Annotated in this window: 35 protein-coding genes; 17 read left to right on the top strand and 18 right to left on the bottom strand. The window is 37.3% G+C overall.

Annotated elements, in window-relative coordinates:
* Positions 1-765 precede the first annotated feature (765 nt).
* Positions 766-1,302, top strand: a complete 537-nt coding sequence (locus ACVWXS_RS23460) for an isochorismatase family protein (RefSeq protein WP_456960365.1) — start codon at positions 766-768, stop codon at positions 1,300-1,302.
* Positions 1,303-1,336: 34 nt separating this feature from the next.
* Here the strand turns inward: ACVWXS_RS23460 and ACVWXS_RS23455 are convergent, their stop codons facing one another.
* Both ACVWXS_RS23455 and ACVWXS_RS23450 read right to left on the bottom strand, forming a co-directional pair.
* On the bottom strand, positions 1,337-1,846 hold the full coding sequence (locus ACVWXS_RS23455; RefSeq protein WP_368638561.1) for a PCYCGC motif-containing (lipo)protein: 510 nt from the start codon (positions 1,844-1,846) through the stop codon (positions 1,337-1,339).
* Between the two features lie 80 nt (positions 1,847-1,926).
* Positions 1,927-4,239 carry a YhgE/Pip family protein gene (locus ACVWXS_RS23450; protein ID WP_368638562.1) on the bottom strand — a complete coding sequence of 771 codons (2,313 nt, stop codon included), beginning with the start codon at positions 4,237-4,239 and terminating at the stop codon, positions 1,927-1,929.
* 197 nt (positions 4,240-4,436) lie between these two features.
* Here ACVWXS_RS23450 and ACVWXS_RS23445 point away from each other — a divergent pair, with 197 nt between their 5' ends.
* From ACVWXS_RS23445 to ACVWXS_RS23415, 7 genes are all read left to right on the top strand, one after another.
* Entirely contained in the window at positions 4,437-4,916 is a 480-nt protein-coding gene (locus ACVWXS_RS23445; protein ID WP_456960364.1) for a thioredoxin family protein, read from the top strand.
* Between the two features lie 177 nt (positions 4,917-5,093).
* Positions 5,094-5,795, top strand: a complete 702-nt coding sequence (locus tag ACVWXS_RS23440) for an O-linked GlcNAc transferase (protein ID WP_456960363.1) — start codon at positions 5,094-5,096, stop codon at positions 5,793-5,795.
* Positions 5,796-6,047: 252 nt separating this feature from the next.
* Positions 6,048-6,284, top strand: coding sequence for a hypothetical protein (locus tag ACVWXS_RS23435; protein WP_456960362.1), 237 nt, complete (start codon positions 6,048-6,050; stop codon positions 6,282-6,284).
* A 104-nt stretch (positions 6,285-6,388) separates the two neighbouring features.
* A complete protein-coding gene (locus tag ACVWXS_RS23430; RefSeq protein ID WP_456960361.1) occupies positions 6,389-7,321 on the top strand; it encodes an MASE3 domain-containing protein in 933 nt (310 codons plus the stop codon).
* A gap of 3 nt (positions 7,322-7,324) precedes the next feature.
* On the top strand, positions 7,325-8,566 hold the full coding sequence (locus ACVWXS_RS23425; RefSeq protein WP_456960367.1) for a putative bifunctional diguanylate cyclase/phosphodiesterase: 1,242 nt from the start codon (positions 7,325-7,327) through the stop codon (positions 8,564-8,566).
* Between the two features lie 192 nt (positions 8,567-8,758).
* Complete coding sequence (locus ACVWXS_RS23420; protein WP_456960360.1) at positions 8,759-9,313, top strand: hypothetical protein; 555 nt, start codon at positions 8,759-8,761, stop codon at positions 9,311-9,313.
* Positions 9,314-9,505: 192 nt separating this feature from the next.
* Positions 9,506-10,159, top strand: coding sequence for an alpha/beta hydrolase (locus ACVWXS_RS23415; protein WP_456960359.1), 654 nt, complete (start codon positions 9,506-9,508; stop codon positions 10,157-10,159).
* 59 nt (positions 10,160-10,218) lie between these two features.
* On the opposite strand, the gene proC is transcribed toward ACVWXS_RS23415, so the two are convergent.
* Positions 10,219-11,019, bottom strand: a complete 801-nt coding sequence (gene proC, locus ACVWXS_RS23410) for a pyrroline-5-carboxylate reductase (protein WP_368638568.1) — start codon at positions 11,017-11,019, stop codon at positions 10,219-10,221.
* 420 nt (positions 11,020-11,439) lie between these two features.
* Between proC and cyoE the strand changes: the two genes are divergently transcribed.
* Entirely contained in the window at positions 11,440-12,390 is a 951-nt protein-coding gene (gene cyoE, locus ACVWXS_RS23405) for a heme o synthase (RefSeq protein ID WP_456960358.1), read from the top strand.
* A gap of 29 nt (positions 12,391-12,419) precedes the next feature.
* Here cyoE and ACVWXS_RS23400 read toward each other — a convergent pair whose 3' ends face one another.
* The 5 genes from ACVWXS_RS23400 to ACVWXS_RS23380 all read right to left on the bottom strand — a co-directional run bounded on the left by ACVWXS_RS23400 (position 12,420) and on the right by ACVWXS_RS23380 (position 16,753).
* Positions 12,420-13,154: a metallophosphoesterase gene (locus tag ACVWXS_RS23400; protein WP_456960357.1), complete on the bottom strand. Its 735-nt coding sequence runs from the start codon at positions 13,152-13,154 to the stop codon at positions 12,420-12,422.
* A 672-nt stretch (positions 13,155-13,826) separates the two neighbouring features.
* Positions 13,827-14,276 (bottom strand): helix-turn-helix transcriptional regulator, encoded by a 450-nt coding sequence (locus tag ACVWXS_RS23395; RefSeq protein WP_368638571.1) that lies wholly within the window; start codon positions 14,274-14,276, stop codon positions 13,827-13,829.
* 210 nt (positions 14,277-14,486) lie between these two features.
* A complete protein-coding gene (locus tag ACVWXS_RS23390; RefSeq protein ID WP_368638572.1) occupies positions 14,487-14,891 on the bottom strand; it encodes a hypothetical protein in 405 nt (134 codons plus the stop codon).
* Between the two features lie 156 nt (positions 14,892-15,047).
* Complete coding sequence (locus ACVWXS_RS23385) at positions 15,048-16,379, bottom strand: hemolysin family protein (RefSeq protein WP_368638573.1); 1,332 nt, start codon at positions 16,377-16,379, stop codon at positions 15,048-15,050.
* 32 nt (positions 16,380-16,411) lie between these two features.
* Complete coding sequence (locus tag ACVWXS_RS23380; RefSeq protein ID WP_427419631.1) at positions 16,412-16,753, bottom strand: MerR family transcriptional regulator; 342 nt, start codon at positions 16,751-16,753, stop codon at positions 16,412-16,414.
* A 316-nt stretch (positions 16,754-17,069) separates the two neighbouring features.
* Here ACVWXS_RS23380 and ACVWXS_RS23375 point away from each other — a divergent pair, with 316 nt between their 5' ends.
* The 4 genes from ACVWXS_RS23375 (at position 17,070) to ACVWXS_RS23360 (ending at position 18,570) form a co-directional block, all read left to right on the top strand.
* Positions 17,070-17,654 carry a YdcF family protein gene (locus tag ACVWXS_RS23375; RefSeq protein ID WP_456960356.1) on the top strand — a complete coding sequence of 195 codons (585 nt, stop codon included), beginning with the start codon at positions 17,070-17,072 and terminating at the stop codon, positions 17,652-17,654.
* A gap of 298 nt (positions 17,655-17,952) precedes the next feature.
* Entirely contained in the window at positions 17,953-18,120 is a 168-nt protein-coding gene (locus ACVWXS_RS23370; RefSeq protein WP_456960355.1) for a hypothetical protein, read from the top strand.
* Between the two features lie 76 nt (positions 18,121-18,196).
* Positions 18,197-18,340, top strand: coding sequence for a hypothetical protein (locus tag ACVWXS_RS23365; RefSeq protein WP_456960354.1), 144 nt, complete (start codon positions 18,197-18,199; stop codon positions 18,338-18,340).
* 2 nt (positions 18,341-18,342) lie between these two features.
* Entirely contained in the window at positions 18,343-18,570 is a 228-nt protein-coding gene (locus tag ACVWXS_RS23360) for a hypothetical protein (RefSeq protein ID WP_456960353.1), read from the top strand.
* 3 nt (positions 18,571-18,573) lie between these two features.
* Here the strand turns inward: ACVWXS_RS23360 and ACVWXS_RS23355 are convergent, their stop codons facing one another.
* On the bottom strand, positions 18,574-19,068 hold the full coding sequence (locus ACVWXS_RS23355) for a hypothetical protein (RefSeq protein WP_456960366.1): 495 nt from the start codon (positions 19,066-19,068) through the stop codon (positions 18,574-18,576).
* Between the two features lie 191 nt (positions 19,069-19,259).
* On the opposite strand from ACVWXS_RS23355, the gene ACVWXS_RS23350 reads away from it, so the two are divergent.
* Positions 19,260-19,391 (top strand): hypothetical protein, encoded by a 132-nt coding sequence (locus ACVWXS_RS23350; RefSeq protein WP_263297627.1) that lies wholly within the window; start codon positions 19,260-19,262, stop codon positions 19,389-19,391.
* Between the two features lie 55 nt (positions 19,392-19,446).
* Here the strand turns inward: ACVWXS_RS23350 and ACVWXS_RS23345 are convergent, their stop codons facing one another.
* The 4 genes from ACVWXS_RS23345 to ACVWXS_RS23330 all read right to left on the bottom strand — a co-directional run bounded on the left by ACVWXS_RS23345 (position 19,447) and on the right by ACVWXS_RS23330 (position 22,158).
* Positions 19,447-20,019 (bottom strand): 5' nucleotidase, NT5C type, encoded by a 573-nt coding sequence (locus tag ACVWXS_RS23345; RefSeq protein WP_456960352.1) that lies wholly within the window; start codon positions 20,017-20,019, stop codon positions 19,447-19,449.
* Between the two features lie 12 nt (positions 20,020-20,031).
* Positions 20,032-21,147, bottom strand: a complete 1,116-nt coding sequence (gene ispG / locus ACVWXS_RS23340; RefSeq protein WP_456960351.1) for a flavodoxin-dependent (E)-4-hydroxy-3-methylbut-2-enyl-diphosphate synthase — start codon at positions 21,145-21,147, stop codon at positions 20,032-20,034.
* A gap of 95 nt (positions 21,148-21,242) precedes the next feature.
* Positions 21,243-21,587 carry a hypothetical protein gene (locus tag ACVWXS_RS23335; RefSeq protein WP_068983550.1) on the bottom strand — a complete coding sequence of 115 codons (345 nt, stop codon included), beginning with the start codon at positions 21,585-21,587 and terminating at the stop codon, positions 21,243-21,245.
* A 52-nt stretch (positions 21,588-21,639) separates the two neighbouring features.
* Positions 21,640-22,158 carry a DUF1189 family protein gene (locus tag ACVWXS_RS23330; protein WP_456960350.1) on the bottom strand — a complete coding sequence of 173 codons (519 nt, stop codon included), beginning with the start codon at positions 22,156-22,158 and terminating at the stop codon, positions 21,640-21,642.
* Between the two features lie 194 nt (positions 22,159-22,352).
* Here ACVWXS_RS23330 and ACVWXS_RS23325 point away from each other — a divergent pair, with 194 nt between their 5' ends.
* The 3 genes from ACVWXS_RS23325 (at position 22,353) to ACVWXS_RS23315 (ending at position 25,312) form a co-directional block, all read left to right on the top strand.
* Positions 22,353-23,984, top strand: a complete 1,632-nt coding sequence (locus ACVWXS_RS23325) for a Na/Pi cotransporter family protein (RefSeq protein WP_456960349.1) — start codon at positions 22,353-22,355, stop codon at positions 23,982-23,984.
* 67 nt (positions 23,985-24,051) lie between these two features.
* Positions 24,052-24,531 (top strand): DUF456 domain-containing protein, encoded by a 480-nt coding sequence (locus tag ACVWXS_RS23320; protein ID WP_456960348.1) that lies wholly within the window; start codon positions 24,052-24,054, stop codon positions 24,529-24,531.
* A gap of 175 nt (positions 24,532-24,706) precedes the next feature.
* A complete protein-coding gene (locus ACVWXS_RS23315; RefSeq protein WP_374965955.1) occupies positions 24,707-25,312 on the top strand; it encodes a superoxide dismutase in 606 nt (201 codons plus the stop codon).
* A gap of 82 nt (positions 25,313-25,394) precedes the next feature.
* On the opposite strand, the gene ACVWXS_RS23310 is transcribed toward ACVWXS_RS23315, so the two are convergent.
* The 5 genes from ACVWXS_RS23310 to ACVWXS_RS23290 form a co-directional block, all read right to left on the bottom strand.
* A complete protein-coding gene (locus ACVWXS_RS23310) occupies positions 25,395-25,604 on the bottom strand; it encodes a hypothetical protein (RefSeq protein WP_456960347.1) in 210 nt (69 codons plus the stop codon).
* Complete coding sequence (locus ACVWXS_RS23305) at positions 25,580-25,759, bottom strand: hypothetical protein (protein ID WP_456960346.1); 180 nt, start codon at positions 25,757-25,759, stop codon at positions 25,580-25,582. The genes ACVWXS_RS23310 and ACVWXS_RS23305 overlap by 25 nt, the downstream gene beginning before the upstream one ends.
* On the bottom strand, positions 25,756-26,049 hold the full coding sequence (locus ACVWXS_RS23300; protein WP_456960345.1) for a hypothetical protein: 294 nt from the start codon (positions 26,047-26,049) through the stop codon (positions 25,756-25,758). Before ACVWXS_RS23300 ends, ACVWXS_RS23305 begins: the two co-directional genes overlap by 4 nt.
* Positions 26,025-26,192: a hypothetical protein gene (locus ACVWXS_RS23295; protein ID WP_456960344.1), complete on the bottom strand. Its 168-nt coding sequence runs from the start codon at positions 26,190-26,192 to the stop codon at positions 26,025-26,027. Before ACVWXS_RS23295 ends, ACVWXS_RS23300 begins: the two co-directional genes overlap by 25 nt.
* Positions 26,193-26,207: 15 nt before the next feature.
* Positions 26,208-26,391 (bottom strand): hypothetical protein (locus ACVWXS_RS23290; RefSeq protein WP_456960343.1); only part of this gene is annotated, 184 nt, incomplete at its 5' end.

Below are 26,391 nucleotides of genomic sequence, written 5' to 3'. Positions count from 1 at the left end.
TTGTTAGTTGAACCAATCGGGCTTTTACGGTCAGTTCAAAGTCATCTATTTCAAATAAATGTAGAGCATAGTACTGACCGTTAAAGCGGGATAAAGTGAAACTTCAATCAGCAGGGGGTTATTCATCCCCGGCTGGTTGTTAGTTGAACCAATCGGGCTTTTACGGTCAGTTCAAAGTCATCTATTTCAAATAAATGTAGAGCATAGTACTGACCGTTAAAGCGGGATAAAAGCACTTTACTGGATTATAACTCAATTTTCAAGAGAAAAAATAAAATTCTCACTATTCGAGCGAAATTGTGACAGGCTTGCAACAAAATGTACACAATTGAGATAAATTCTTAAAAGTATTTTTCTTAAAATACGAACAAACGAAAATTTAGATGTGCAGATATGAGGTTATTTTTCGTGATTTACACATTAGTTAATCGTTGGTGTTATAAAACGTTCGTGTTTGGAAAAAGGGGTTTATGGCAATCGTTTTGGCCTTCATATAGTGAAATTCTTCTATGACAATAAGAGCCCATAGAAGTGCATAATATTAAGCATCTTGAAGAGCGAAAAAATATGATCAAACGTATCTTGTTTAGATATTCCTAAGTTGCCCATATTACCGTTATATGCACTGGTTTGATGGAGCCTAAGTTGTGATATTGATTATATTTGCCGTTAAAATAGGATGGACGGAAAGTTTTTTAACTTTCCCCATAATCCAAGTATCTTTCGGTATAATGAACTGTGAAAATGAAATAAGGGGTGTTTTGAATGTTTACAATAGAGGAAGCGTGTTTAGTTGTCGTTGATGTACAAGGTAAGTTAGCGACCATTGTTGATGAAAGTGAAGCGGTGATTGACAATGTGTCAAAGCTGGTACAAGCTATGAAAGCATTGGAAGTACCTATTTTGTGGCTTGAACAAAATCCTAGTCGTTTAGGTGGGACTGCGTTAAATATTGCACAGCATCTTCAAGGGCAAGCTATTGCTAAAATGGCATTCAGTGCTTGCCAGGAGCAGGAATTTGTCTATGCATTGAAGGCAAGCGGTCGCACTCAATTTATCGTGACAGGGATCGAAACACATATTTGTGTCTACCAAACAGCACGACAATTAAAAGAGCAAGGGTTTGAGGTCGAAGTTGTTGTAGATGCTGTGTCCTCTCGTACAAAGGCCAATAAAGAGTTAGGGCTAGAAAAGATGAAGGCACTTGGAATTTTACCCACAAGCACAGAAATGATTTTATATGAGCTACTACAACGTGCAGATCATCCACATTTTAAAACGGTGCTACAGCTAGTTAAATAATAAAAAAAACTCATCATAACGATGAGTTTTTTTATTAAGCAGGCATGTCCGTCGGTGTTGGTTTTGCGTAGCCTTCTTTATATGTGTCATCAATTGTTTGACGAATTTCTTTGAGACTCATGCCATCTTTATGCATTTTTGCAGACTGTACAGCGATTTCTAGGCAAACGTTACAACGCGTACCGTGATCATCCCAGACAATTGTTCCATCCTCACGTTTTTCTTGAATAAAGCAGTTTAGATTGCTTTTATGTCCAACTGAATCGCCACATCCACAATAGCATGGCATCCATTCTAGAATTTCTGTAGACTGACCAGCAATTTGATACACTAAGCGAATATTTTCAGTTTGATTATTTAAAAAGGATGGTAGCACATCAGCAGATGCAGTTTCCTCCTGAATATCTCCAGAAGCATGTGCATGTTCTTCGTGTGAAGCTTCTTTTGGCGTTTCGTTTTGATTTTTTTCAGCAACTTTTTTCTCCTCACCACAAGCACTTAACACTAATAACGATATAGCAAAAATAGATAGTAGTTTTTTCAATAAAAGCGCCTCCTATATGTTTACAATACTGCCATTATACCATCGTTCGCTTAAACATTGACAGGAAGCGCAGGTGAAAATCAATGAAAAATATCTAATCCACGTGTTTTGTTCATTAAAAGTTCCATTTTCTCACTCAATAATTTTTTCATGAAGAAACCAAATAGAATAAAAATGAGCCAGAAGCAAGATAAAAAGGCGAGATCTACGAATACCTTGGACCAAATAATACCACCAACAGCCTCTCGCATCATTTCAATTGCATAAGTAAAAGGTAAAAATGGGTTTATTATTTGGAAAAACTTTGGTAATAATTCTACTGGATACGTGCCGCCAGAACCTGCAATTTGTAACACTAACATGACAATGGCTAACGCTTTCCCAACATTTCCGAATACCGAAACTAGTGTATAGACAATTGTAACAAACACTAAGCTAATCAAGAGACCAAATGGTATAAAGTAATAAGGCGCACTAATGGATCCATCTAAAAGAACGATATCTCCTATTGTAATAATGAGCGTTTGGATAAATGAAAAAGTTGCAAAAGTTAATAAACGACCAAAGTATACTTCGCGAATACTGTATTGATGATTATCGTGAATATCTACAGATAAAAGTGAAATTAATAATAAACAGCCAACCCAGATGGAAAGTACAGTGTAAAATGGTGTCATGGCTGTTCCATAATTATCAATCGGAAACATCCTATGTTCCTGAAGCTTAATAGGCTCCTCAAAGAAATCCCGCTCGGCATTGACATCGTTTTTCAATAATTGAACAATTTCAGAAATATCTGCTTCACTTTCTAATGTTCTTAGCTTCTCTGCTAAATCCTTAATTTTTGTACTTAAAGCAGGGAAATTCGATTGTACTGTAGCAATTGTTTTATTAGCTGTCGCTAACGTATTTTTTGCATTTGTTAAACGATCTGATACTTGAGGAAGAAAACTTTTTACATCCGTTAACATGGATGATGCATTTGTTAATGTATTTTTCGCAGAAGACAGGGTCGTGCGAATTTGTGGTTCTAGATGATCGTTATAATGAGTAAGGAATTGATTAAGATTGTTAGAAGCATTTTGCGCAACACTTTGAACATCCGCGAGATCCTTTTTGATCTTTTCTCCATCAATATTATTTAACTGCTGTACTTTATTTGAGACGTCAGTTAGTAAAGTATTTAGCTGATTTAATGCTGTTAGAGAGCTTAATGAATAATCAGTTAAACTAGGATTTGCCTGTAAATCTCCGCGTATAGCTTCAAGTTGTTCAATGATTTTTTTATTAGTTAGTAAAGTTTTAACATCTTCAGAATTGCTTTGCTGTAGCGCTGTTAGGATGTTTTGCACTTTGTTTTCAAGCTGTTTATGAGTTGAAGCATCAGCTTGTGTTAATTTTTGCAGTGCTTCAAGTGTTTGTATGCTAGAATTTATTTTTTCGTGAGATGCATCCAGCTGTTTCTTAATCGTATCCTTTGTTTGGGCAATGGTTGCTGTATCCACATTAGCATTTTCTAGCTTCCCTACTAGCTCTGTAAATCGTTGAGCAATATTTTGGACAGCTTCTAAATCCTTTTTAATGATAGGGGAAAGCTCGGTGAACAGTGTGTCAGCTTCATTAATCAATTTTAAACCTTGTTGAATAGTTGTTAGACCTTCATTCGTTAATTTTTCAACCTCAGGAACTTGGGTCATCGTGTGGTTCAGTAATGTCTCAGCTTCTTTGCCACCTTTAGCGGTTTGTGCTAAAAAGGTTTCAATACCAGGAAGATGTTGTTCAATTGTAAAAATATAATTTTCAAACGTTCTTAAGTCTGGAATTTCCCGTTCCATCTCAACACCGATCGTATTAAAAATAGAGAAAAGTGTTCCATTGACAGTTGAGATAAATTCACTAGAAACTTGTTGAGTTAGACCACTAGCACCTTTAATTGTAATTTTGGGTGAGACGGCATTTATTTTTTCATTTACATAATAATCGATATGCGCTTTAGTAGGCTGATTTGACAGTATGGAGGTTAGTTTTTGTGAAAAGTCACTAGGGATTACGATAACCGCAAAATAGTCACCGTTTTTTAAACGATCAATGGCTTTTTCACGAGATGTAAATTGCCAAGAAAAGCTTTTATTTGTGCTTAAATTAGCTATTACATCGTTACCGACATGTATATCTTCTCCTCTAACATTCGCTCCTGTGTCTTCGTTGACAATAGCAATTTTCATATTGGCAGTATGGGCATAGGGATCCATAGAGGCATAAATATTGAGCCACGCATAAAGAGAAGGTAAAAAGATAAGTCCACCAATAATGACAGCAACTACCCAGTTTGTTAAGATATTATGGATATCACCTTTATAAATTCGAAAAACTTGTTGGATAGTGTGTTTCATATTATTAACCACTCCACCTTTATATTAAGCTTTGTAATATTTATGGTCCCAAAAATGGGCGAAATTATGTTTGAATTGTAGAAAAACTTATTTTTCAAAGACAAATTAGTTTACTAGGGTTTAAAAAAACTTTATAATCAATCGCGAATACACTAAAACTAGGGTTTTTTAGTGTAGAAAAGGAGGAACACATTCTAGTGAAAAAACTACTAATTATTGGCTCAGTTATTGTTGTGTTATTTATAGCAATTGTTATGCTAACAAAAGTATCGAACGAAAGTAAGTTAACAAGTGCAAAGAATCCTTATGGTGACAAAGAACTAAAACAAGAAACAATTGATCAATTAGATGATGAAAATTACCAAAACATAATGCTACCCGACGAGCTTGAAAAAAAAATAAAAGCTGGTGAAGATGTCAATGCTTATTTCTTCAGCCCAACATGTGTACATTGTCAAGCCTTCACACCAGTATTAATGCCGATTGCTAAGGAGTTAGGTGTTGACATTGCACAAATGAATGTTTATGAATACGGGGATATATGGGATCAATACCATTTAGAAGCGACGCCAACATTCATTCACTTTGAAGATGGTAAAGAGGTTAACCGCTTTGTCGGTGCATTACCAGAAGAAGAGTTACGTGCCTATTTAAATACTGAAGTATTAAAAAAATAAGGAAAGCTACGACTGTCTCAAACGTTATTTTGAGCAGTCTTTTTTTATCTTCATTCAGTAAATACTCGTGCATACCTGAGAACAATTCGAAATCTTAAGGTAATTACGGCAAGGCGAAATTGATTTTTGTAGTGTATACTGAATATACTGAAGAGCTGTACATTGGAGGAAAATTGAATGACAATGGATGATTATTTTTATAATGGTGAGCTAATGAAATGCTATGAGGCAGCTAAGCAAGTTACAGATGACAGCGAGAAAGCATTAGCTGATCAATATATTAAATTATTGGAAGAGTATGATTTTGCTAGCTATCCAAAGGCTACGTTGTTTGTGGAAACTCAGCATGAAGAACGAACAGATGAAAGCTATCCTGAATCGGATGCCGTCGTCGAAATTCGTGCAGTAAAAGATGAAGCACAGTTTTCTCAGCGTATTAAAGAGCTAGAGGATGTAGCGAAAACAGGTACTCCAACTGAAAAGGCACAATCATTCTTTACACAGGGTGAACTGTTTTTGTTTGCACATCACTACAATGAGAGTGTCCATTGTTTTAAACAAGCTGTAAATGAAAACCCTAATAAAGCTTTATATTGGGGGATTACAGGGCAAACGATGCACCGCTTCGGTTGGATGCCATTCGACGCCCTAGGCTACTTGGAGCAAGCGATTAATTTAGATTCAAAAAATGCGCGTTGGCAATGGAATAAAGCACTTGTTCTGATTCAATTAGCGAAGGATTTACAGATGGCGCCGTTTATGGCAAATGCAGCGATGACATTAGAGCAGGCGCTGGCTGTTTGTGGCGAGCATCAGCGATCATTAAAGGATGCTATTCAAAATACAATAGATAATATGGATAGCTACGTGTTTTCATAAGATTTATCTTCATTCAGCCTACTGAATGAAGATAAAGCCTTTGACGCAATTACGCCAAGGCGGAATTGATAAGATGTCTCAATTATTTGAGGCGTCTTTTTTTGTGGTGAAATCTGGGTTGATGAAGATTTTGATTAAATTGATGGATTGAATTTATATTGGCATGTATGGCTCATCATCAAAAGTTGTGGATGGCATTTGTTAAACCGTTAAATTAATTTGTGGATGACATTTGTTATATATACAGGTTGATTGGAGTGGAGGCTGGGCGACTCCTCGGGGATTAGTGAACTGCCCCTAGGAAGCTTTGCTCTACGCGAAAGCGAAGCGTCAGCGACAAATGTTTTATCTGTGCGAAAGCGAAGCGTCAGCGACAAATGTTTTATCTGTGCGAAAGCGAAGCGTCAGCGACAAAGCGCCCAGCCGGAACGGAAATCAACCACACGTTATGGTGATGAGCCAGTTTTATTCAGTTTTAGTTTTGATTGAAAAGTCGATTTTTCATGGTAATCTTATAGTATAATTATTCCAAAAGTCCTTTGTGAAATAATGAATAGAGTGAAAATATTTTGAGATCAAGGGAGAGGAGTTAGATGCGGAAATTTAATGAGGATTTTTCATTTGTAAGGCAGGGCATTCAATTCATCCTATTATCAATGATTTTCCTAATCGTCATTGGATTAGGTGGAGATAAGTTTTATGGGATATTTGGTGAGAACAACTATGTGGCGATTCATTTAATGATGGAAATTCTCATCATTGTGGTGACGATGGCTATTTCGATTCAAACGTGGTTAATTTCTCCGTATATTTTATCTAATAGAGTTCTGTATGTTGGGGGATTGTTTTTAACATTTAGCTTAATAGAAATTGCACATGCGCTCTCCTATAAAGGAATGCCATTTTTCATTACTGAAAGTACACCCTATGCAGCAACATGGTTTTATATGCTTGGTCGATTACTATTATCGATTGGCTTTCTTGCCATTTATTTTGTTAAGGAGAAGAAAATAAAATTAATTTATCGATGGCTTATTTATAGTTTGCCGATTGTAATAGTCATTAGTTGTGTGGTCATTATCTATGCACCAACGCCTATACTGCCACCTCTTATAATCGAAGGTGAAGGTCCTACTGTTTTAAAGAATACTTTGCAATATATAGCTGTTGCGTTCTTTTTGGTGATTATGGTACTGTTGTTGAAAAATTTCAATAAAGCACCCAAAATTGTATTTTTATTATTAGGTAGTTCGATTTATTTAATCATGAGCGATTTTTTATTTACAATGTATCAAGATGTTTATGATATTAAAAATTTTTTTGGACATATTTTAGAGTTAAGTGCATTTTATCTTTTATTTAGAGCTATTTATTTTTCATCTATCGAAAAACCTTTTCAACAATTAATTGATACTCAAGGGCATTTGGAAAAGTCTCGCGAAAAGATGCATTATATGGCTTATCATAATGAAGCTACAAATTTACCAAATGAACGTTTTTTGATGGAATTATTAAAAAGCAATTAATACATATCTAAATCTCAAAAGGCAATTCTTGCTATCGGTATAGAAAGAATTTCAACTATTAAAGCATCTTTAGGCAGTACATATGCAGACCAAATGATCAAACTAATAGCGCAAAGGTTGAAAAATGTTTTACCAGAGGAATATCCACTGACCATGCCGAGAGAAGATTATTTTGTTGTTTTTATTGATGAGGTCAATAATATCCATCAATTAACGCAGCTAAGTCAACAGCTTCAATTGGTTATGGAAGAATCATTTCAAATACAACATTTTTCTCTAAGTAGTCAATTAAATATTGGGATTGCGTTATTTCCAACGGATTCATATAGGGAAGAGGAACTTGTTAGATTTGCATTATATGCTATGCATGAAGCACATAAAACACCTACACGTATACAGTTTTATGAGTCCTCAATGTCTAGCAGAATGACTGAACGACTGTTATTAGAAAATGATTTACATAATGCATTAGCTAACCAAGAGCTTTTTTTAGAATATCAACCGCAATTAGATTTACAGACGGGTCAAGTTAAGTCAGTAGAGGCCTTAGTCAGATGGAAGCATCCTAAAAAAGGTTGGATTTCGCCAGGAGTCTTTATTCCAATTGCTGAGGAATCGGGATTAATTATCCCTATTGGACAATGGGTTCTAGAAACAGCTTGTAAACAAGTGAAGCGTTGGGAAGGTGCTGGATTGCCACCAATTAAAGTGGCAGTCAATCTGTCATTAGGTCAACTTTTTCAGCAAAATTTAGTTGGAATGATTCATAATGTTCTTGAGAAAACACAATTAGAGCCACAATATTTGCAGCTAGAGATAACAGAAAGTATGACGATTAATATCGATCATATGACGACAATTTTGCATCAGTTGAAGGCACTTGGGATTACAATCGCGGTAGATGATTTTGGAACGGGCTATTCGTCATTGTCTTATTTAAAGGATTTCCCTATTGATTGCTTAAAAATTGACCGGTCTTTCGTTCAAAAAATACAATCGAGCTCAACAGATAAGGCTTTAGTAGACACGATTCTTTCTGTGGCCAAGCATTTACAGTTAAAGGTAGTTGCTGAAGGAATAGAAGAGATAGAACAGCTCTCATATCTAGTAGCAAGTAATTGTGATACTGTACAGGGTTTCTTATTCAGCAAACCAATACATCCAAATATTTTACTGGAAAACTATCAATCGCTTCACAAGAATGCAAAGAGTATTTTAGATTCAATTACTGCAATTAAAGAATAAAGTGACAATCGAGAACATCTTCGTTTCATCATATGGCGAAGATGTTCCTTTTTGTTTCTGAAGCTATGTCAATGATGAAAACTATTTCAACAGCCTACATGGAAGGCGGTATACGTTGCCCGTTTCTTTATATTCTCCAATCATGGTATGATAGTGGGGAAATGATTTGTAAGATAAAGGACGGGTTTTTGGATGGCACAAGAAGTGGCAAATAAATTTATTGAAAATGTCTGTAATCATTTAGTGCGCAATATGAATATTACGAAAGTTGAGGAGCACTTTAAAGAGACAATTGCGATATACCGTAAATCGGCAGCAACACAAATTGATTTTTGGGATAGGCTGATGGTCAATATGTTGTATTTTACTGAAAATGAGCAAGTTTGGGAAAAAGAATTTTTGGGAATGCTCGACAAGGAAGAATGGTTAAAGGCTACTGTGTTAGAGGAAGAGCTTTTGATGCATCAAATGCGTATTCGTCAGCAGGTCGCGGAACAAATGGATGCCGTTAAAGAATTGTTCCATAAGCAATATGAGACAGAAGGTATGACAGAGGAAGATATTGTCTACGATTATGCTTATAGCTCTGCTGGACATTCAATGCGCGTAGATTTATTAACGGTGCTTGTCTCAACTCCTGAGCAATCAAAAGTGCTTTTTAACGCAGATCCACAAGAAACAATTCGTATTATTAATGGCTATATTGCTTATCACACTGATGGGATTATTAATAAAGTTAAACTTTAATCGGAGGGGTTTTCTACATCCGATTGAACGGCCCATTCATCCGAGATAAAACAGTATTTATATAGTTTGACTCATAACTAAAATTTTTGCATGTCATTTATTAAAATGATAATGAGGCAATCCTGTTCTTGTCTAACTACCTTATGCAGTATAATAAGGAGATAGTAAGGACATCAGAAAGGAATTTTTTCAATGAATACACCATTTACATTTAAACATACACAACCTACGAATATGGACCCGAATAAAAAATACCCGGCGATCTTTTTATTGCATGGAATGGGTAGCAATGAAGATGATTTACCACAATTAGTACAGGATTTTAAAGAACAATGCCATATTTTTAGTTTACGTGGACCTATTACGCAAAAGCCGGGCTATGCTTTTTTCACGATCCAAGAGGTCGGAAACCCAGACCGTGAAATTTTTGATAAAGTGTTAGTAGCATTACAACGATTTATATTAGAGGCAATTGAAGAATATCAAGTTGATCTACATAAAGTGTACGTGCTTGGATTCAGTCAAGGAGCTGTTTTGGCACAATCACTTGCTTTTGCAATGGGGAATTTAATTACGGGAATAGTAGCGTTAAGTGGCTACACGCCAAAATTCGTAACAGAGGAATATGCAATTCGACCAGTTAATCATTTACATGCATTTATTTCTCATGGTGAATATGATTATATTATCCCGTCGCAATGGGGCGCTGAAAGTAAAGAAATCTTTGAGCAATTTGGTGCTATTGTGACATTTAAACAGTATCCAGATGGTCACGGTGTTACACCAGAAAATTTACGTGATCTAACTGCATTTTTAGCACAGGAATTACAAGATAATATTCAATAAAAGTGAAACCGAGACATGTAGGATGTCTCGGTTTTATTCTTTAGTAGATCAATTAAGAGCTATTTCGATAAGCTGCGATCTTTGTCAGTCACGGCAGCTACTGCATCGTGAATCGTTGTTTCAAAATGATTGCTTTGTAATGAGGATACACCTTGAATCGTTGTGCCGCCTGGTGAACATACCTGGTCTACAAGTGCCCATGGGTGTTCCTGTGATTGTAAAATCATTTTTGCACTGCCGAGTACTGCATTTGCTGCAATATCAAGAGCCATGCTTTTTGGCATCCCTTCACGTACAGCAGCACGTGCTAAAGCGTCAATATACATATAAGTAAATGCTGGTGAAGCACCACCAATCGTTGTAAATATCGAAAATAGGTGTTCAGGGATCTCGATAATTGTTCCAACTGTTTCAAACAGTGAAATGACATGTTGAAGCTGTATATCTGATACTTGCTCACTTGTTGTATAGCAGCTTGTAGAGGCACCGATAAGCGCATTGATATTTGGCATTACACGAATAATAGGGGTAACTTCAGATAGATAACCTTGGAAGTATGTAATATTTTTACCAGCAGCAATGGATACAATGACATGGTTGTCTTGTAAATGCTTTTTCACCTCAGGTAAAACATCAGGTAACATTTGGGGTTTAACACCAAGGATAATGACGTCACAATTTGACATAATATCTTCAATAGAGCTTGCGGCTTGAATACCGAAAGAGGTTGCTAATTTTGTTGTTTTTGCTTTGGTACGATTATAGCCATAAATAAAAGTGGAATCAAAATCTCTGCTTTTGCACATTCCTTTAATAATAGCTGTAGTCATATTTCCAAGGCCGATAAATCCGTATTTCACGTGGTAGACACTCCTTCATAAAGTTAAAACATACACATTAGTATAGAGTAGATTGTTTTACTTGAATAGTAATATGCTAAGAATCAAGCTAATTAGGTTCAAATTCACGTCAGTCGGTGGTATCATAGAAGATGTTGTGAATGGGACGTGTATCTTTATTTTCATTCAGTAGAAGACCAATTGGTGAGATGAATGCGTTTGTACCTCCCATGCAGTGGGTCTCCAAACGAAAGTGGTAAATACACCAAAGCGTAATTGATTTTTATTCATCAGAAAAGAAAATCATGTACTTTATGTGAACATAGAGACAGACTCTATCTAAAAGAGGTAAAATTAAAATTTGATACGTTAAATGCAAATTTTGTCGCTTTCTATCGAGTAAAGCGTGTAGAAATTTTGAGAGAAAAGGAATTAAGATGAATGGAACAAAATCTAAAAACGGAGCATAAGCTACAATCTTCTAAGAAATCATCAGGGAAGTCCTCACGCACTACTATTTTAGCGCAGACAGTTAAAACAGGAATCATTAAATCAAATTTAATTCCTATGTGGGCTGGTTTAACGCTAGGTATTTACAAAAATAAAATGACATTTGTAGAGAATATACCTGAAATTATTTTTGCTACGATTGGTTCTGCACTTGTTATTGGTTCTGCTGGAGCATTTAATAATGTATACGACCGTGACATTGACGCTATTATGCCTCGTACGCAAAGTCGACCAACTGTAACAGGTGAAATGTCAGCGAAATCTACGTTGATTTTAGCTTTTGCCATGCTCATTATCGGGGTAGCTTTGCTAGGACTTGGTTCACCATTAGCTGCGGCATTCGGACTCTTAGGGGTGTTTTTATATGTAGTACCCTATACAATGTGGACAAAACGACGCACAATTTATAACACGGAAATTGGGAGTATCGGAGGGGCAATTCCACCTTTAATTGGTTGGGCTACTGTTTCTAATGATATTACACATCCTGCGATACTTGGTCTATTTTTCGTGATGGTCATTTGGCAGATGCCCCATTTTTATGCCATTGCTATTCGAAAGCATGCTGACTATGAAGCGGCTAAAGTTCCTATGCTGCCAGTTGTAAAAGGGATGCGCCGTACTTATTATCAAACGAACTTTTATTTAATATTATTGATTTTTTCAAGCTTCTTATTTGGCACTTTAAGTGTTGGTATTATGCTTGTTGCACTTTTACTAAGCATCGCATGGCTTGTTATGAGTATTTATGGCTATCGTAGTAATAAAGATCAAACGAAGTGGGCAACCAAAATGTTTGTTTTCTCACTTATCCATATGACAATTTTATTTTCAACGGTTATTGTTTACTCTGTAGTAGGCGTTATTTTTAAATTGTATTAAAGCTTCATTCAGCACGAAAAGCCAACAGGTTATTCTACACTTGTTGGCTTTTTCCTTTCCACTGAGATGATTTGACGACTTGGCCATTCTATAGCGTGTAACTGACCTCCAAAAACAGCCCCACCATCTATTCCAATGATATTATTTTCACCAAAAAAGACACTGTGCTCTGTTGGATTTTGGTGAAGTTTGTAGGTAGGTGTATGGCCAAAGATTATAGTTTTTTCTCCTTGATAACCAGCATGAAATTGTTCACGAATCCATAAAAATTGCATCGGATCTGTCTCTGTCATAGCTACTCCAGGAACAACCCCACCATGTACAAAAATGACATCCTCTAATTCGATATAAATATTAAAGGTTTCAATAAGCTGTAAATGTTCTTCGAGCTTTGGTAAGGTCTGGATAAAGCTAGGTAATGTATCGTTTTCAATGGCTTCCTTAAAATCGTCTAACTGATAACCGTAGCTTGCAAGAGTTGCATGACCACCGCAAAGTTTCACCCAATGATTCCAATATTTGGGGTGCCCGGAGCGACAGGCTTTTAACATAAGGGCTTCATGATTTCCTAGTAGAACACGTGCACCTTTTGTTTGCAATTCACCCACTAAATTTAAAACGCCACTAGATGAAGGCCCGCGATCAATATAATCGCCAAGTAAAAATAGCTGATCTTGCATAGTATCATACTTAGCTTTTAATAATAATTCTTCAAAAAGGTCCAATTCTCCATGTATATCACTAATTGCTAGTATTCGATCCATAAAGCGCATCCTCTCCAGTATTAGAGCAATTACTATTAAGTATCAAGAATAGTTCTGCATAATTCGACTGATCTAACATTACACCAAAAGATTGATTGTAAAGTTATCACTCCATACCACTAGTATCTATTTATACTTTATCATATGAAGAGGTGATTTCATTTTCATATTCATTTGTCTATAGTGTTCGCTAGAGCATACGAAGATTTATTTGCTACAGCAAATTCAACGAGGCTATGAAAAATATAATGACGCCATCGCAAATACATCTATTGGTGTGATGGTAATAGATGCTAAACTAATTTTTTTTGGCTAAAATTTTTTCTTAATTTTAAAAGTAGGAATGATATGAAAGTACATAGAGCGAAGTATGGGCGACGAGGAGGCTTAGACTACGCCGAGTCTTCGGTATCGGAATGGTGGAGGGGATTGTAGTACTACTCGCGCTTAACGTTGAAACATTGTGCTTTTACGTTAAACGCGAACAAAATTTAACTTCTTTCAGCAAATGGTTTTTGTAGCGAAAGCAAAGCGTCAGCTACATTCATCTCCCGCCTCTATAGATGGTGAGATGAATGTGGCATTACCGAAATGACCGACATCGTGTCGGCCCTCGTGCAGGCCTAAGCGCAAATCCGATTCCGGACGCAATTATGCCGAGGCATAATTGATTTATACTGTAATCTTTTCCCATTCTTGCTCGGCCAATGATTCATCAAATGTTGATAGTAGTCGATAGTTGTTTGTATCTAGAATTCGAAAATGCTGACTAATGGCGTTTTGTTGTAAGCGATAACCATTGTATTCGCTAAGGTTTTTCCACCATATGTATCCACCCATCGTTTTTTCTTTAGGTTGTAATGTTCCATTATTAGCGATTAAGTCGACAATCTCAAGTGGATCACCACCGAGCTCATGCTGTAAAATTGAGCTTTCTCGGCATAGTGCGCAAACCGCAACAGTTGTAGTCCAGGCAGTCTGAATACGACCTTTTTCAATTTGAACAAGTGTTTTTTTAGAAAGACCTAGTAAATTACTCATCTGATCCTGCGTTAAATCTTTTTCAGTACGGATTAATTTCAGTTTTTCTGAAATAAGTGTGATTAATTGTTCACGATTCATCCAAACACCCTTCCTTTCAGATAGTTAAGTACCATTATACATGAAAGTGGTAAACGGTGTTTTCAGTTTCGCTAGTAATTATGGTTAAATCGTGGGAATTTAGGGGATTTTCGAGGGTGTTTTTTGATGAATGGCGAGTATGTCGATGCATTTTGTAACGTAAAAAAACAGACTGTCCAACATTCTATTTTTGGACAGTCTGTTAAATGCTTAAATCTCGTATTTTTTCGTATCAGAAATAACGCGGAAATGGATACCTTTAATTTGATCGCTTATTTTATGACGTAGTGTATCAATATCTACTAGCTCACTATTATCATTGACACATTCTGCGATCTCTTGCATTAGCCTCGTAAATGCCTCTTTGAAAAGTGAACGCATATTATCAAAATCCAAGCTACGGAAGTTCCCGTCAATATCAAATGCCTCCACTGAGTTTAATTGCTTTGAAGCGCCGGCAAAGCGATCATCGTATACTGTATAGTTTTCGTCTGTCACAACGATAATATATAATACCTCACCTGTGATCGTTTTTAATTCAATGTTAGTTTTGTGTTTTTTGACGTCCGTAATGATATGAATACCGTCAGAATGATATAGCTTAAATAATTTCATTATGTGATGCCCCCCTGAAAATAGAATCATATTCATGTTTCTATTGTATACGTATATACCTAATAATGGAATAAGACGAAAGTATCTAGAAAAACTAGAATAGACCTATTGGGTGATGCTGGTAAAGTTAAAAGTGTGAAAAATGTACCGGTTGTCTTATGCTTCTGTTGTTACAGCAGGTATAATTTTGCGAAGGGGACGAACCTCGATAAAATGAATCTGATGGCCATGCTGCTCAAAGATACTAAATACATATGGAGCTAATTCGATATTTCTAGTTGCTTTAATGCCATTATTCAATGTTAAAAACCAACCGCCCAATGTTTCAACTTCTTCTGCTTCAAGTGTTACATTTAATAGATTTTCAACATCCTCTATGAGCATTTTTGCATTTAAAATATAGTGATTGTCACTTACTTTTCGGATTTCTGCAATTTCATCATCGTCAAATTCATCGCGAATTTCACCAACAATTTCTTCTAAAATATCTTCGACTGTAACAAGCCCTGATGTTCCGCCGTATTCATCCATTAATATGGCCAGATGAATTCGCTCTTTTTGCATACGCACAAGTAGTTCTTGAATTGGAATTGTTTCAATTACTCGGATTACAGGATTAATGAAATTTTCAAGAATTAAAGAGTCGTCTGTTAATTGCTCAAGCAAACCGTGTGTAAACAATTCTTTGGCATTCATAAAGCCTAAAATATTATCACGATCACCATCATAAACAGGATATCGAGTATATTTCTCATCCGCGATAAAATGAATGATCTTTGTAAAGGAATCATTTTTTTCAATTCCAACAATTTCTGTTCGAGGTACCATAATTTCACGAGCAATAAGTTGATCGAATTCAAAGACATTATTTACAAACTTTAGCTCTGTTTTATTGATTTCACCACTTTTAAAGCTTTCAGATAGCAGTAAGCGCAATTCTTCCTCTGTATGTGATAACTCATGCTCAGATGCAGGCTTCATGCCAAATGTGCCAACTAATACTCGAGCTGAGCCGTTCAAGAACCAGATAAATGGATACATCACCTTATAGAACAACATAATAGGTTTGGCAAAAAGAAGTGTAATCTTTTCAGCCTTTTGAATGGCAGCAGTTTTGGGTGCTAACTCACCGACAACAACGTGTAAAAATGTTGCAATAGCAAAAGCGCTACCAATTGTGAAAATCGTCATATATTTATCTGAAATGCCAATCATGTCGAAAAGGGGGTGTAGCATAAATTCAAAAGTTTTTTCACCGACCATCCCGATACCAAGTGCTGTTACAGTTATACCAAGCTGACAGGCAGAAAGATACTCGTCTAAATGATTGACAACATGCTTAGCAGAAATAGCTCTTTTATTGCCCTCTGCAATCAATTGGTCAAGTCTTGAGGAACGCACTTTTACAATGGCAAATTCTGTTGCCACGAAAAAGCCAGTTAAAGCTAATAAAATAGTGAAAATCGATAAGTTAAGTATGGTCTCCAAATAGTCGTTCTGTATGAACAGAACGTCACCTCCTAATTATGAATAAGTAAAAGTAAAGATTGCATAAGTGCAATGCTTTCGGGTGAAACATTTTTTTTTATCTTTTCAATATCTTTATTGTCTTGTTTGTTCATTTGTTCAAGTAAAGAAGATACATCATGCTCTAAATCTTGCATTTTTATACGTAATATTTGTACATCGATTTCTTCGTACGGTGTGATGTTAAGTTCATGTTGTATTTCTATGAGTGAAAGACCCTCATGTTTGCGTTGCTCAATATAATGAAGTCGTTCAATCATTGCAGGGGCGTAGTAGCGGTAATTTGATGCAGATCGGTCAGCTGCTAATAGGCCTATGTTTGTATAATAATCGATTGTTCTTTTTGTAATGCCAGTTTTTTCTGCAAGCTCGCCAATTTTTAATTTCTCTGTCCCAATGCAAACACCTCCGAACCATCACGTGATACTTTGATTATAACGTGATACTTTTATGAATTTCAAATAAGAGGGCACAATATTTCTAAATTGTAAGATTTCTTGAGGGGGGATTTATTTACTAAAAAACTGCCACCGAGCGAGATTGTTTTAGGTGAAGATGTTATAGTTATATTTTGACATAACAATATATATTGAAATTTGCTACCGATAATTTATATAATGTCAATCGTTACAATGTAAAATGGAGGTTATTATGAAGAAGGTATTCAAGCTTATCACTATATTGCTCGCGGCAGTACTTGTTTTTTTTCTTTGCCTACACTTACTTATCGTGTCGCAAGGCAAAGATACTGCGATAGAAGATGCAGATTACCTCATTATTTTAGGTACACGTTTATCGGGGGATCAGCCGTCTAGTCTGCTGTTCGAACGCATCACGACCGCAGCTGCATACTTAAAAGAAAATCCAAATACAATTGCAATCGCTTCTGGTGGCCAGGGGCAGGACGAAATTGTGTCTGAAGCTTCTGTAATTAAAGAATCATTAATACAATTAGGTATTGATGAACAACGAATCACCACCGAATCCAATTCTACTCGCACACTTGAAAACTTTCAGTATTCATTGGATTACATAGACAAAGATTCCACAGTTGTAGTTGTGACAAACCGATTCCATCTATATCGAGCCGAATCCATTGCTGAAGATTTAGGACTTAACGTTACCGGCTTACCAGCTGCAACACCACCTGAATTTCGTATTAAGTACTACACCAGAGAATATTTAGCTATCGTGAAGTATTATTTAGAAAAAATACATATCCTCTCCACAGAATAACAGTCTAGAAGGAGCTGCGATAAACGGGGTTCTTTAGTTAAAAATTCGATTCACGAAATATCAAAAAAGGCAGATATATTCTACACGTTTTGTAGATTAAATCTGCCTTTTTTTTGGCTCATCACCAAAAGGTGGAGACTGGGTGACTCCTTGGAGATTAGCGATAGAGGAACGAAGGCTAAGAGCATCACGTCCTGTGATAACGCCTTCGTGACCTACATCGTGTAGGCCCGAGACCCTGGAGCGAGCAAATAGAGGAACGAAGGCTAAGAGCATCACATCCTGTGATAACGCCTTCGTGACCAACATCGTGTTGGCCCAAGCGGCTCATCGGACATCCCCAGGAAGCTCTGCTCTGCGCGAAAGCGAAGCGTCAGCAACAAATGTTTTATCTGTGCGAAAACGAAGCGTCAGCAACAAATGTTTTATCTGTGCGAAAGCGAAGCGTCAGCAACAAATGTTTTAACTGTGCGAAAGCGAAGCGTCAGCGACAAATGTTTTAACTGTGCGAAAGCGAAGCGACAGCAACAAATGTTTTAACTGTGCGAAAGCGAAGCGTCAGCGGCAATGTTTTTCTGTGCGAAAGCGAAGCGACAGCAACAAATGTTTTAACTGTGCGAAAGCGAAGCGACAGCAACAAATGTTTTAACTGTGCGAAAGCGAAGCGTCAGCGACAAATGTTTTAACTGTGCGAAAGCGAAGCGACAGCAACAAATGTTTTAACTGTGCGAAAGCGAAGCGTCAGCGGCAATGTTTTTCTGTGCGAAAGCGAAGCGACAGCAACAAATGTTTTAACTGTGCGAAAGCGAAGCGTCAGCGACAAAGCGTCCAGTCGGAACGGAAATCAACCACACGTTATGGTGATGAGCCTTTTTTAAAAAATAGTAACAATTTTTTAGAAAACAGCCTTGTTTAATAGCTACGGAGTTTGTTTTTGTAAATATGTATCATATAAGTGATGAAGCGCATCTTCACCAGTCATTTCTAGAATTGTTTCATCATTAAAAACAAGTGTTACATTTGTAGAAGCACTATCAATCATATTGTCTGTTAAAGTGCATGTAACCCTTACTACACCGGTTTCCGCGAGTTGTTTTTTCATGGCATTATCCCACGTTTGCTCAGAAAATAGTGGTGCCTGCCATGTACCTTTCACATGAAGCTCATTTTTTTCAGCGTCATAATCCCAGCGTACGTCACGTAAAATAGTTTTAAATAGGTCATTAACTGTAAAGGATGTATCTTTATAGTTAATGTCAATTGCTCGTATAGCATGTACATCGCGACTAACTGCACTAGCTGCGGAGTTTGCTGCTGAATTTATGCCAGATGCTGCATCTTTAATTTCAGAAAGCCGATCTCCACAGCCAGCTAGCAACGCACAGAGGCATGTTATACTAGCTACCTTTGTCATCCATTTCACAAGTAGTCCCTCCAGTTTTGCAAGTTGTTACTACTATATTAACGAAAAGAAAAATACGAAGAAAGGGCATGAAGGAGGCAGATTGTGACGGTTTTGCAACGATGCGAACTCCACTCGAATGTCAAGAGAATCGGAAGTTTCTGTATCTGAAAATTCAGTAAAATTATAAAAAGGAGTGGTTTGTGATGAAGATTAATGATGAATTACTTGAGCGATTAGGGACTTATTTTGTGTACCATAGTGTATATGAAAACTATGGCATTACCTTTGAAAATTTTGTTGAGCGTTGGTTACGAGGAATACTTGAAGTATAAAGAGAAGGGAATAAGAAGAGTCGTGTTCAGCACTTGAACACGACTCTTTACTGCATTATTTGAAATAATTAGTAATAAATTGGTTGGCTTCTTGCCAGTTATAAACTCGTACGACATTGTTAGGAACAGCAAGACGGTTATACGGAGTGTCAAATAATACGACGGGTATTTTTAATTCCTCCGCAAGTATGACCGCATTATCATGCTTATCCTCAAAAAATGCCTCAACACCATGTTTTTTAGCTACGGAAACCTTATCATGGCTACCGATGAGCTCAATATGATCGTATGGAATTGACTGAGCTTTAAACCAATTTACCGTAACATCAGATACATTCTCACCACGAGCAGAGATGTAATAAAGCTCGTAGTTATCTTTCCATGCATGTAAAATATCTTTCGCATCTTTAGCCGCTTCAGATACCTCGTACATATAGGGTTCATTTTCTTTAAACCATGTATTAAATGCAACACGATCAACAGGGTGGGGAAATGCTGATAAAAAATCATATTCGCACACATCGTCAAGCGTAATATTTACATTATATTGTTTATTGATATGTGGAATGAGTGTACTAGGACATGTCACTGTCCCATCAATATCAATTCCAAAGCGGGGCTTATTCATGCTAGCACCTCCCTAGGCGTTCGCTTTTTCTGCTTCTTCAGCAGCGCGTTTTTCTGCCATTTCAGCTGCTAATTTATCGATTTCCTTTTTCAGCTCTTCAACCATTGTTTCTTCAGGCACTTTACGAACTGTTTTGCCTTTCATAAATAGTAAACCTTCACCACGTGCACCAGCAATACCGATGTCTGCTTCACGTGCTTCACCAGGTCCATTTACCGCACAGCCAAGAACAGCTACTTTTAATGGTACAGCAAGTGTAGAAATATATTCTTCTACTTCATTAGCAATGGAAATTAAATCAATTTCGATGCGACCACATGTTGGGCATGAAATAAGCGTTGCCATATTAGAAGCAAGACCGAATGATTTTAATAGCTCACGTGCTACTTTTATTTCTTCGACAGGGTCAGCAGATAGAGAAATACGTAAAGTATTACCAATACCTTTTGATAGGATTGCTCCAAGGCCAGCTGCTGATTTTACAGTACCAGCAAATAGTGTACCTGATTCAGTAATCCCTAAATGTAGAGGATAATTAAAGGCTTTAGCCGCTTTCTCATAGGCTTCTATCGCAAGATTTACGTCTGACGCCTTCATGGATACGATAATATCGTGGAAGTCCAAGTCTTCTAAAATTTTAATATGGTGAAGGGCAGATTCTACCATACCGTCCGCAGTAGGATAACCATATTTTTCTAGAATGTGACGTTCTAATGAACCAGCGTTTACCCCGATGCGGATTGGAATTCCTTTAGCCTTAGCTGCAGTCACAACGGCCTCTACTTTTTCCTTACGCCCGATATTACCTGGGTTAATACGAACTTTATCGATACCATTTTCAATTGCTTTTAATGCTAATTTATAGTCAAAGTGGATATCAGCTACTAATGGAATATTGATACGCTTTTTAATTTCTGCAATCGCATCTGCTGCACGTTCATCTGGTACTGCGACACGAACAATTTGACAGCCCGCTTCCTCAAGACGAAGAATTTCTGCTACTGTTGCTTCAACATCATGTGTTTTTGTTGTACACATACTTTGAATGAATAATTCATTACTACCACCAATTGTTAAGTTACCGACACGCACAGGACGTGTATTTGTACGGTGACAAATTTCACTCATTAACTTTCTCTCCTTTTCGGGCCATACTTTCGACCGTCACTGACATTTATTTTAGCAGTGTAAGAAAATAAGGACAAGGAAGAAACGCTAACTTTTCATTTTCCACATTTGTTTTCAAATTCAAATGACAGAGGAAGCTTAATATTTTCACCAGGGACAAGTGCCTGTAATTGTAAGTGTGGATTCAATTCATAAAATAATTGTAAGCGTTCAGGAAAGGTCATGGGTACTTTTGCGGGATGTAGTGCAAATAAGCTGTGGATAGTATCGCCTGGGATAGTCTGTACGGTGATATAGTTTGGTTCTCGCTGCTTTTCACAAATAGCGTTTTCTGTATCTTTCGGATAAAAGGCAGCGAGCTGCAATGACCCCTCTGTTAAATCTACTTTTATGACAAAAGCAAAAATAATGATGATGGCTGTTAACACTAATGCACGCAAAAAATCCCCTCCTTTTCTACACTATATTTAGAAGAGAGGGGAATCATGCACATTATTTTGCAATTGGTTGTTTTGGATATTTTATGAGGGCTACAATTAATAGAGTTACCGTTAAAAGTAAAGAAAAAACAGAGATAATTGTACTGTTAATTTGTAAATAATCTGATAACATACTTAAAAGAACAGCCCATGTCATGGCAAATGTTGTAGTACGCCAAATATGACGGTATTCACCGCGACGCTTCATGACTTTTAAAATAAATAGACCTGCCAAAGCATAGAGAGCAATTTGTGTAAAAATAAGCATCGTTGTAAAAACAAAAAGCATGATGAATGTCACGGGATACAATAACCATTTAATGTCTTCTATGTATTCAGTAATACCATTTACACTATTCATATCAAATGTATCAACAGAAATACCAGCCGTAAAACGACCAAAAGAGAAAACTGTAACAATAGTAATTAGAAGAAAGGTATATTGAATGACTTTTCCGATAGGTAATAATCGATAGGCAGCAAGTTTTTTTGGATGAATTAAGCTATCGATCAATAGTTGTGAGTGTTTCATAACATATCTCCTCCAATCGCTATTCTATCATGTTCAACTTTGACAAGATATGAAATAAGTAATAATAACTGAGAATACGATATTGAAATGTTAACATTGTGTAAAAAAGTTAAAGGTTTTCTTTACTTTTTGTACACTATCATTTAAAGATTAGGAATAGAGTAGTATAGACGTAGGAATTGGAGCGAATACAATTGACAATAGATTGGCAAAGCATACTGTTTCAATTTTTAGGCGGTTTAGGAGTCTTTTTATTTTCCATTAAGTTTATGGGGGATGGGCTCCAAAAATCGGCAGATGATCGACTGCGTGAGTTGTTAAATCGTTTTACAACAAATCCTTTAATGGGTGTATTAGTGGGCATATTTGTGACGATTTGTATACAGTCGAGCTCTGCAACGACAGTGATTACGGTTGGGTTAGTGAGTGCAGGCTTTTTAACATTGCGTCAAGCAATCGGCGTCATCATGGGTGCGAATATAGGCACGACAATAACCGCATTTATTATTGGTATTGATATTGGCATTTATTTTTATCCGTTACTAGCGCTTGGTGCTGGGTTGTTATTTTTCTTTAAGAAAGCCACATACCAGCATATTGGGCAAATAGTATTTGGCTTTGGTGGATTATTTTTAGGATTAGAGCTTATGAGTGCAAGCATGCAGTCGCTTCATCAACTAGCTGACTTTGAATCATTAACGCTGCATCTAAGTAATCAGCCCATTATAGGAATTTTTCTAGGGACAATATTTACATTGCTTGTACAAAGCTCCACAGCGACTGTCGGTGTGCTACAGGGCTTATATGCTGAGCATTTAATTGGCCTAGATAGTGCATTACCTATTTTGTTTGGCGAAAATATAGGAACAACTATTACAGCAGTTTTAGCTTCGCTCGGTGCTTCTATATATGCTAAACGTGCAGCGATGGCACATGTACTATTTAATGTGATAGGTACTATTATTTTCATGGTGTTCTTTACACCATTTATGCATTATGTTCAGTGGGTTAGTGAGCTATTCCATTTAGAAGCGAAAATGCAAATAGCGATAGCGCATGGCTCGTTTAACGTGATTAATATGATGATTCAGCTACCATTTATTGCAGGATTGACTGCACTTGTCACGAAGATAGTTCCTGGACATGACGGAAATATTGATGTAACAACGAAGCATTTAGATCCATCATTTATTGATTCCTCTCCAGCGATTGCACTTGGTCAAGCAAAGGAGGAAGTGTTACGCATGGGTGAGCATGCACTCCGTGGTCTAGAAGAAACATTTTTATATATGAAAACAGGTGAAGCTACACTCATACCTACAGTTTTACAGTTAGAAGTGGCGCTCAATCATTTGGACGAGGAAATCACGAATTATTTAGTAATGGTGTCTAAGCAGCCACTTTCTCGTGCAGACTCAGTAAGACATCATACACTTTTAACAAATGTTCGAGACATTGAACGTATAGGTGATCATTTTGAAAATATTTTAGAGCTTTTACAATATAAAGATCATCACGAGGTAAGTTTAAGTAAGTCAGCACGACAAGATTTAATAGGCATGTTTAGTTTAGCCATTGAAGCTGTTCGTAAGAGCATAGAGGCTCTAGATACAGCAAGTTTAAGCTTGGCACAGGAAGTAACAGAGCTCGAAAGTTTGATAGATGACATGGAAGATAAACTAAGACAAAAGCATATTGCACGCTTAAATACAAATGAATGTAATGGAGCGGCAGGTATCGTCTATACGGATATCGTTAGCAATTTAGAGCGTATAGGAGATCATGCAGTTAATATAGCGGACTCCATATTAGGAATTCGACATTAAGCGAATGAAACTTTTTACTTTGTGATTTCGTATTAAAGGCAATGCACGACAAAAGGAGAGAATTTTTATGGAAGTTGTTGGCTGGATTTTAGTGATTGCCTGCTTTATCGTTTCATTTGTTGGATTAGTATATCCGATAATTCCAGGTATGTTATTTATACTCGGTGGTTTTATCGTATATGGGTTATTTTTCTCATTTGCAGAGTTAAGCTGGTGGTTCTGGGCGATTGAAATTTTGTTTGTTGTTTTATTATTTGGTGCTGATACTGTGGCAAATGCCTTTGGTATAAAAAAATTCGGTGGCTCAAATGCTGGTATGTGGGGCAGTACTATTGGTTTGTTAATTGGACCATTCGTCATTCCAGTCGCAGGGATATTAGTTGGCCCATTTTTAGGAGCGGTGATTGCAGAGTTAATCGTAGAGCGCCGTACATTGAAAGAGGCCGTGAAAAGCGGTATTGGTTCTCTAGTTGGCTTTTTAACATCAACAATAGCGAAGGCTGTCATTCAAATCGTTATGATTGTTGTGTTCTTTATCGCGATATGATTTCCATCCCTATGAAAGTTTAGTCATATAAAAATGAGGGCAGGATAATCGTATTGGTTTTTCGGTCAAAAGGCTGAAATCTTCAATATGAAGTATTTTTCGTTGAATGGTTTGACCAATTTTGATAATCTAAGGATGTACTAATTATTTCTTTAATTTAGGGAGGAACTTAATAATGGCTTATGAATTACCACAATTAACTTACGCTTATGACGCATTAGAACCACATATCGATGCAAAAACAATGGAAATTCACCACTCAAAACACCACAATACTTATGTAACAAATTTAAACGCAGCAGTAGAAGGCACTGAATTTGCTGAAAAAGATATTAACGATCTTATTGCAAACCTTGATGCTCTTCCAGCTGACAAACAAACTGCTGTACGTAACAATGGTGGTGGACATGCTAACCATACATTATTCTGGGAAGTAATCGCTCCAGAAGGTTCAAATACTCCAGTTGGCGAAGTTGCAAAAGCAATCGATGCTAAATTCGGTTCTTTAGATGCTTTCAAAGAAGAATTTGCAAAAGCTGCTACAACTCGCTTCGGTTCAGGTTGGGCTTGGTTAATCGTTGATGGTGACTCAGTTGCTGTTACATCTACTCCAAACCAAGACTCACCAGTTATGGAAGGTAAAACGCCAATCCTAGGCTTAGACGTTTGGGAGCATGCTTACTACTTAAACTACCAAAACCGTCGTCCAGATTACATCGGTGCATTCTGGAACGTAGTAAACTGGGATGTAGTAGAAGCTAAATTCCAAGCTGCAAAATAATTTAAATTCTTCGGCAGATGTCACGGATTCGGCTTTGTGCAACCACAAAACCGTTATCCGGACGCAATTATGCCGAAAAAGGCTATGTCAGGTGATGAATCACCTTGGCATAGCCTTTTTTACTGTTTTCTTTTAGGTGTAGTAGAACAAGTGACGGATAGAAGTCAGAGCGACAGAAAGAAAGGTCAAAGTGACGGATAGAACCGGCAAAGCGACGGAAAGAAGAGCAGAAGTGACGGATAGTAGTCAGAGCGACGGAAAGGAAGGTCAAAGATACGGATAGAACCGGCAAAGTGACGGGAAAAAGAGCAGAAGTGACGGATAGAAATCAGATCGACGGAAAGAAAGGTCAAAGTGACGGAAAGAAGAGCCGATAGAAATCAGATAGTCGGAAAGAAGAGCAGAAGTGACGGATAGAATAGTCAAAGTCGTGGATAGAACCGTCAAAGTCGTGGATAGAACAGCCGAAATCGTGGATAGCCGCGACAGACCGACGGAAAGAAGAGCCAAGGTGACTGATAGAAATCAGATAGACGGAAAGAAGAGCCAAAGTGACGGATAGAATAGTCAAAGTCGTGGATAGAACAGCCGAAATCGTGGATAGCCGCGACAGACCGACGGAAAGAAAGGTCAAAGTGACGGATAGAACCGGCAGATCGACGGAAAGAAGAGCAGAAGTGACGGATAGAAGTCAGAGCGACGGATAGAAAGGTCAAAGCGACGGATAGAACCGGCAAAGCGACGGAAAGAAGAGCAGAAGTGACGGATAGTAGTCAGAGCGACGGAAAGAAGAGCCAAGGTGACGGATAGAACCGGCAAAGTGACGGAAAGAAGAGCCGAGGTGACGGATAGTAGTCAGAGCGACGGAAAGAAGAGCCAAGGTGACGGATAGAAATCAAATCGACGTAAAGAAGAGCCGAAGAGACGGAAAGAAGAGCCAAAGTGACGGATAGAAATCAGAGCGACGGAAAGAAAGGTCAAAATGACGGAAAGAAAGGTCAAAGCGACGGAAAGAAGAGCCGAGGTGACGGATAGAAATCAGAGCGACGGAAAGAAAGGTCAAAGTGACGGATAGAACC

The sequence above is a fragment of the Lysinibacillus sp. TE18511 genome (assembly GCF_054062295.1).
This window is presented reverse-complemented; position numbering and strand designations above follow the sequence as displayed.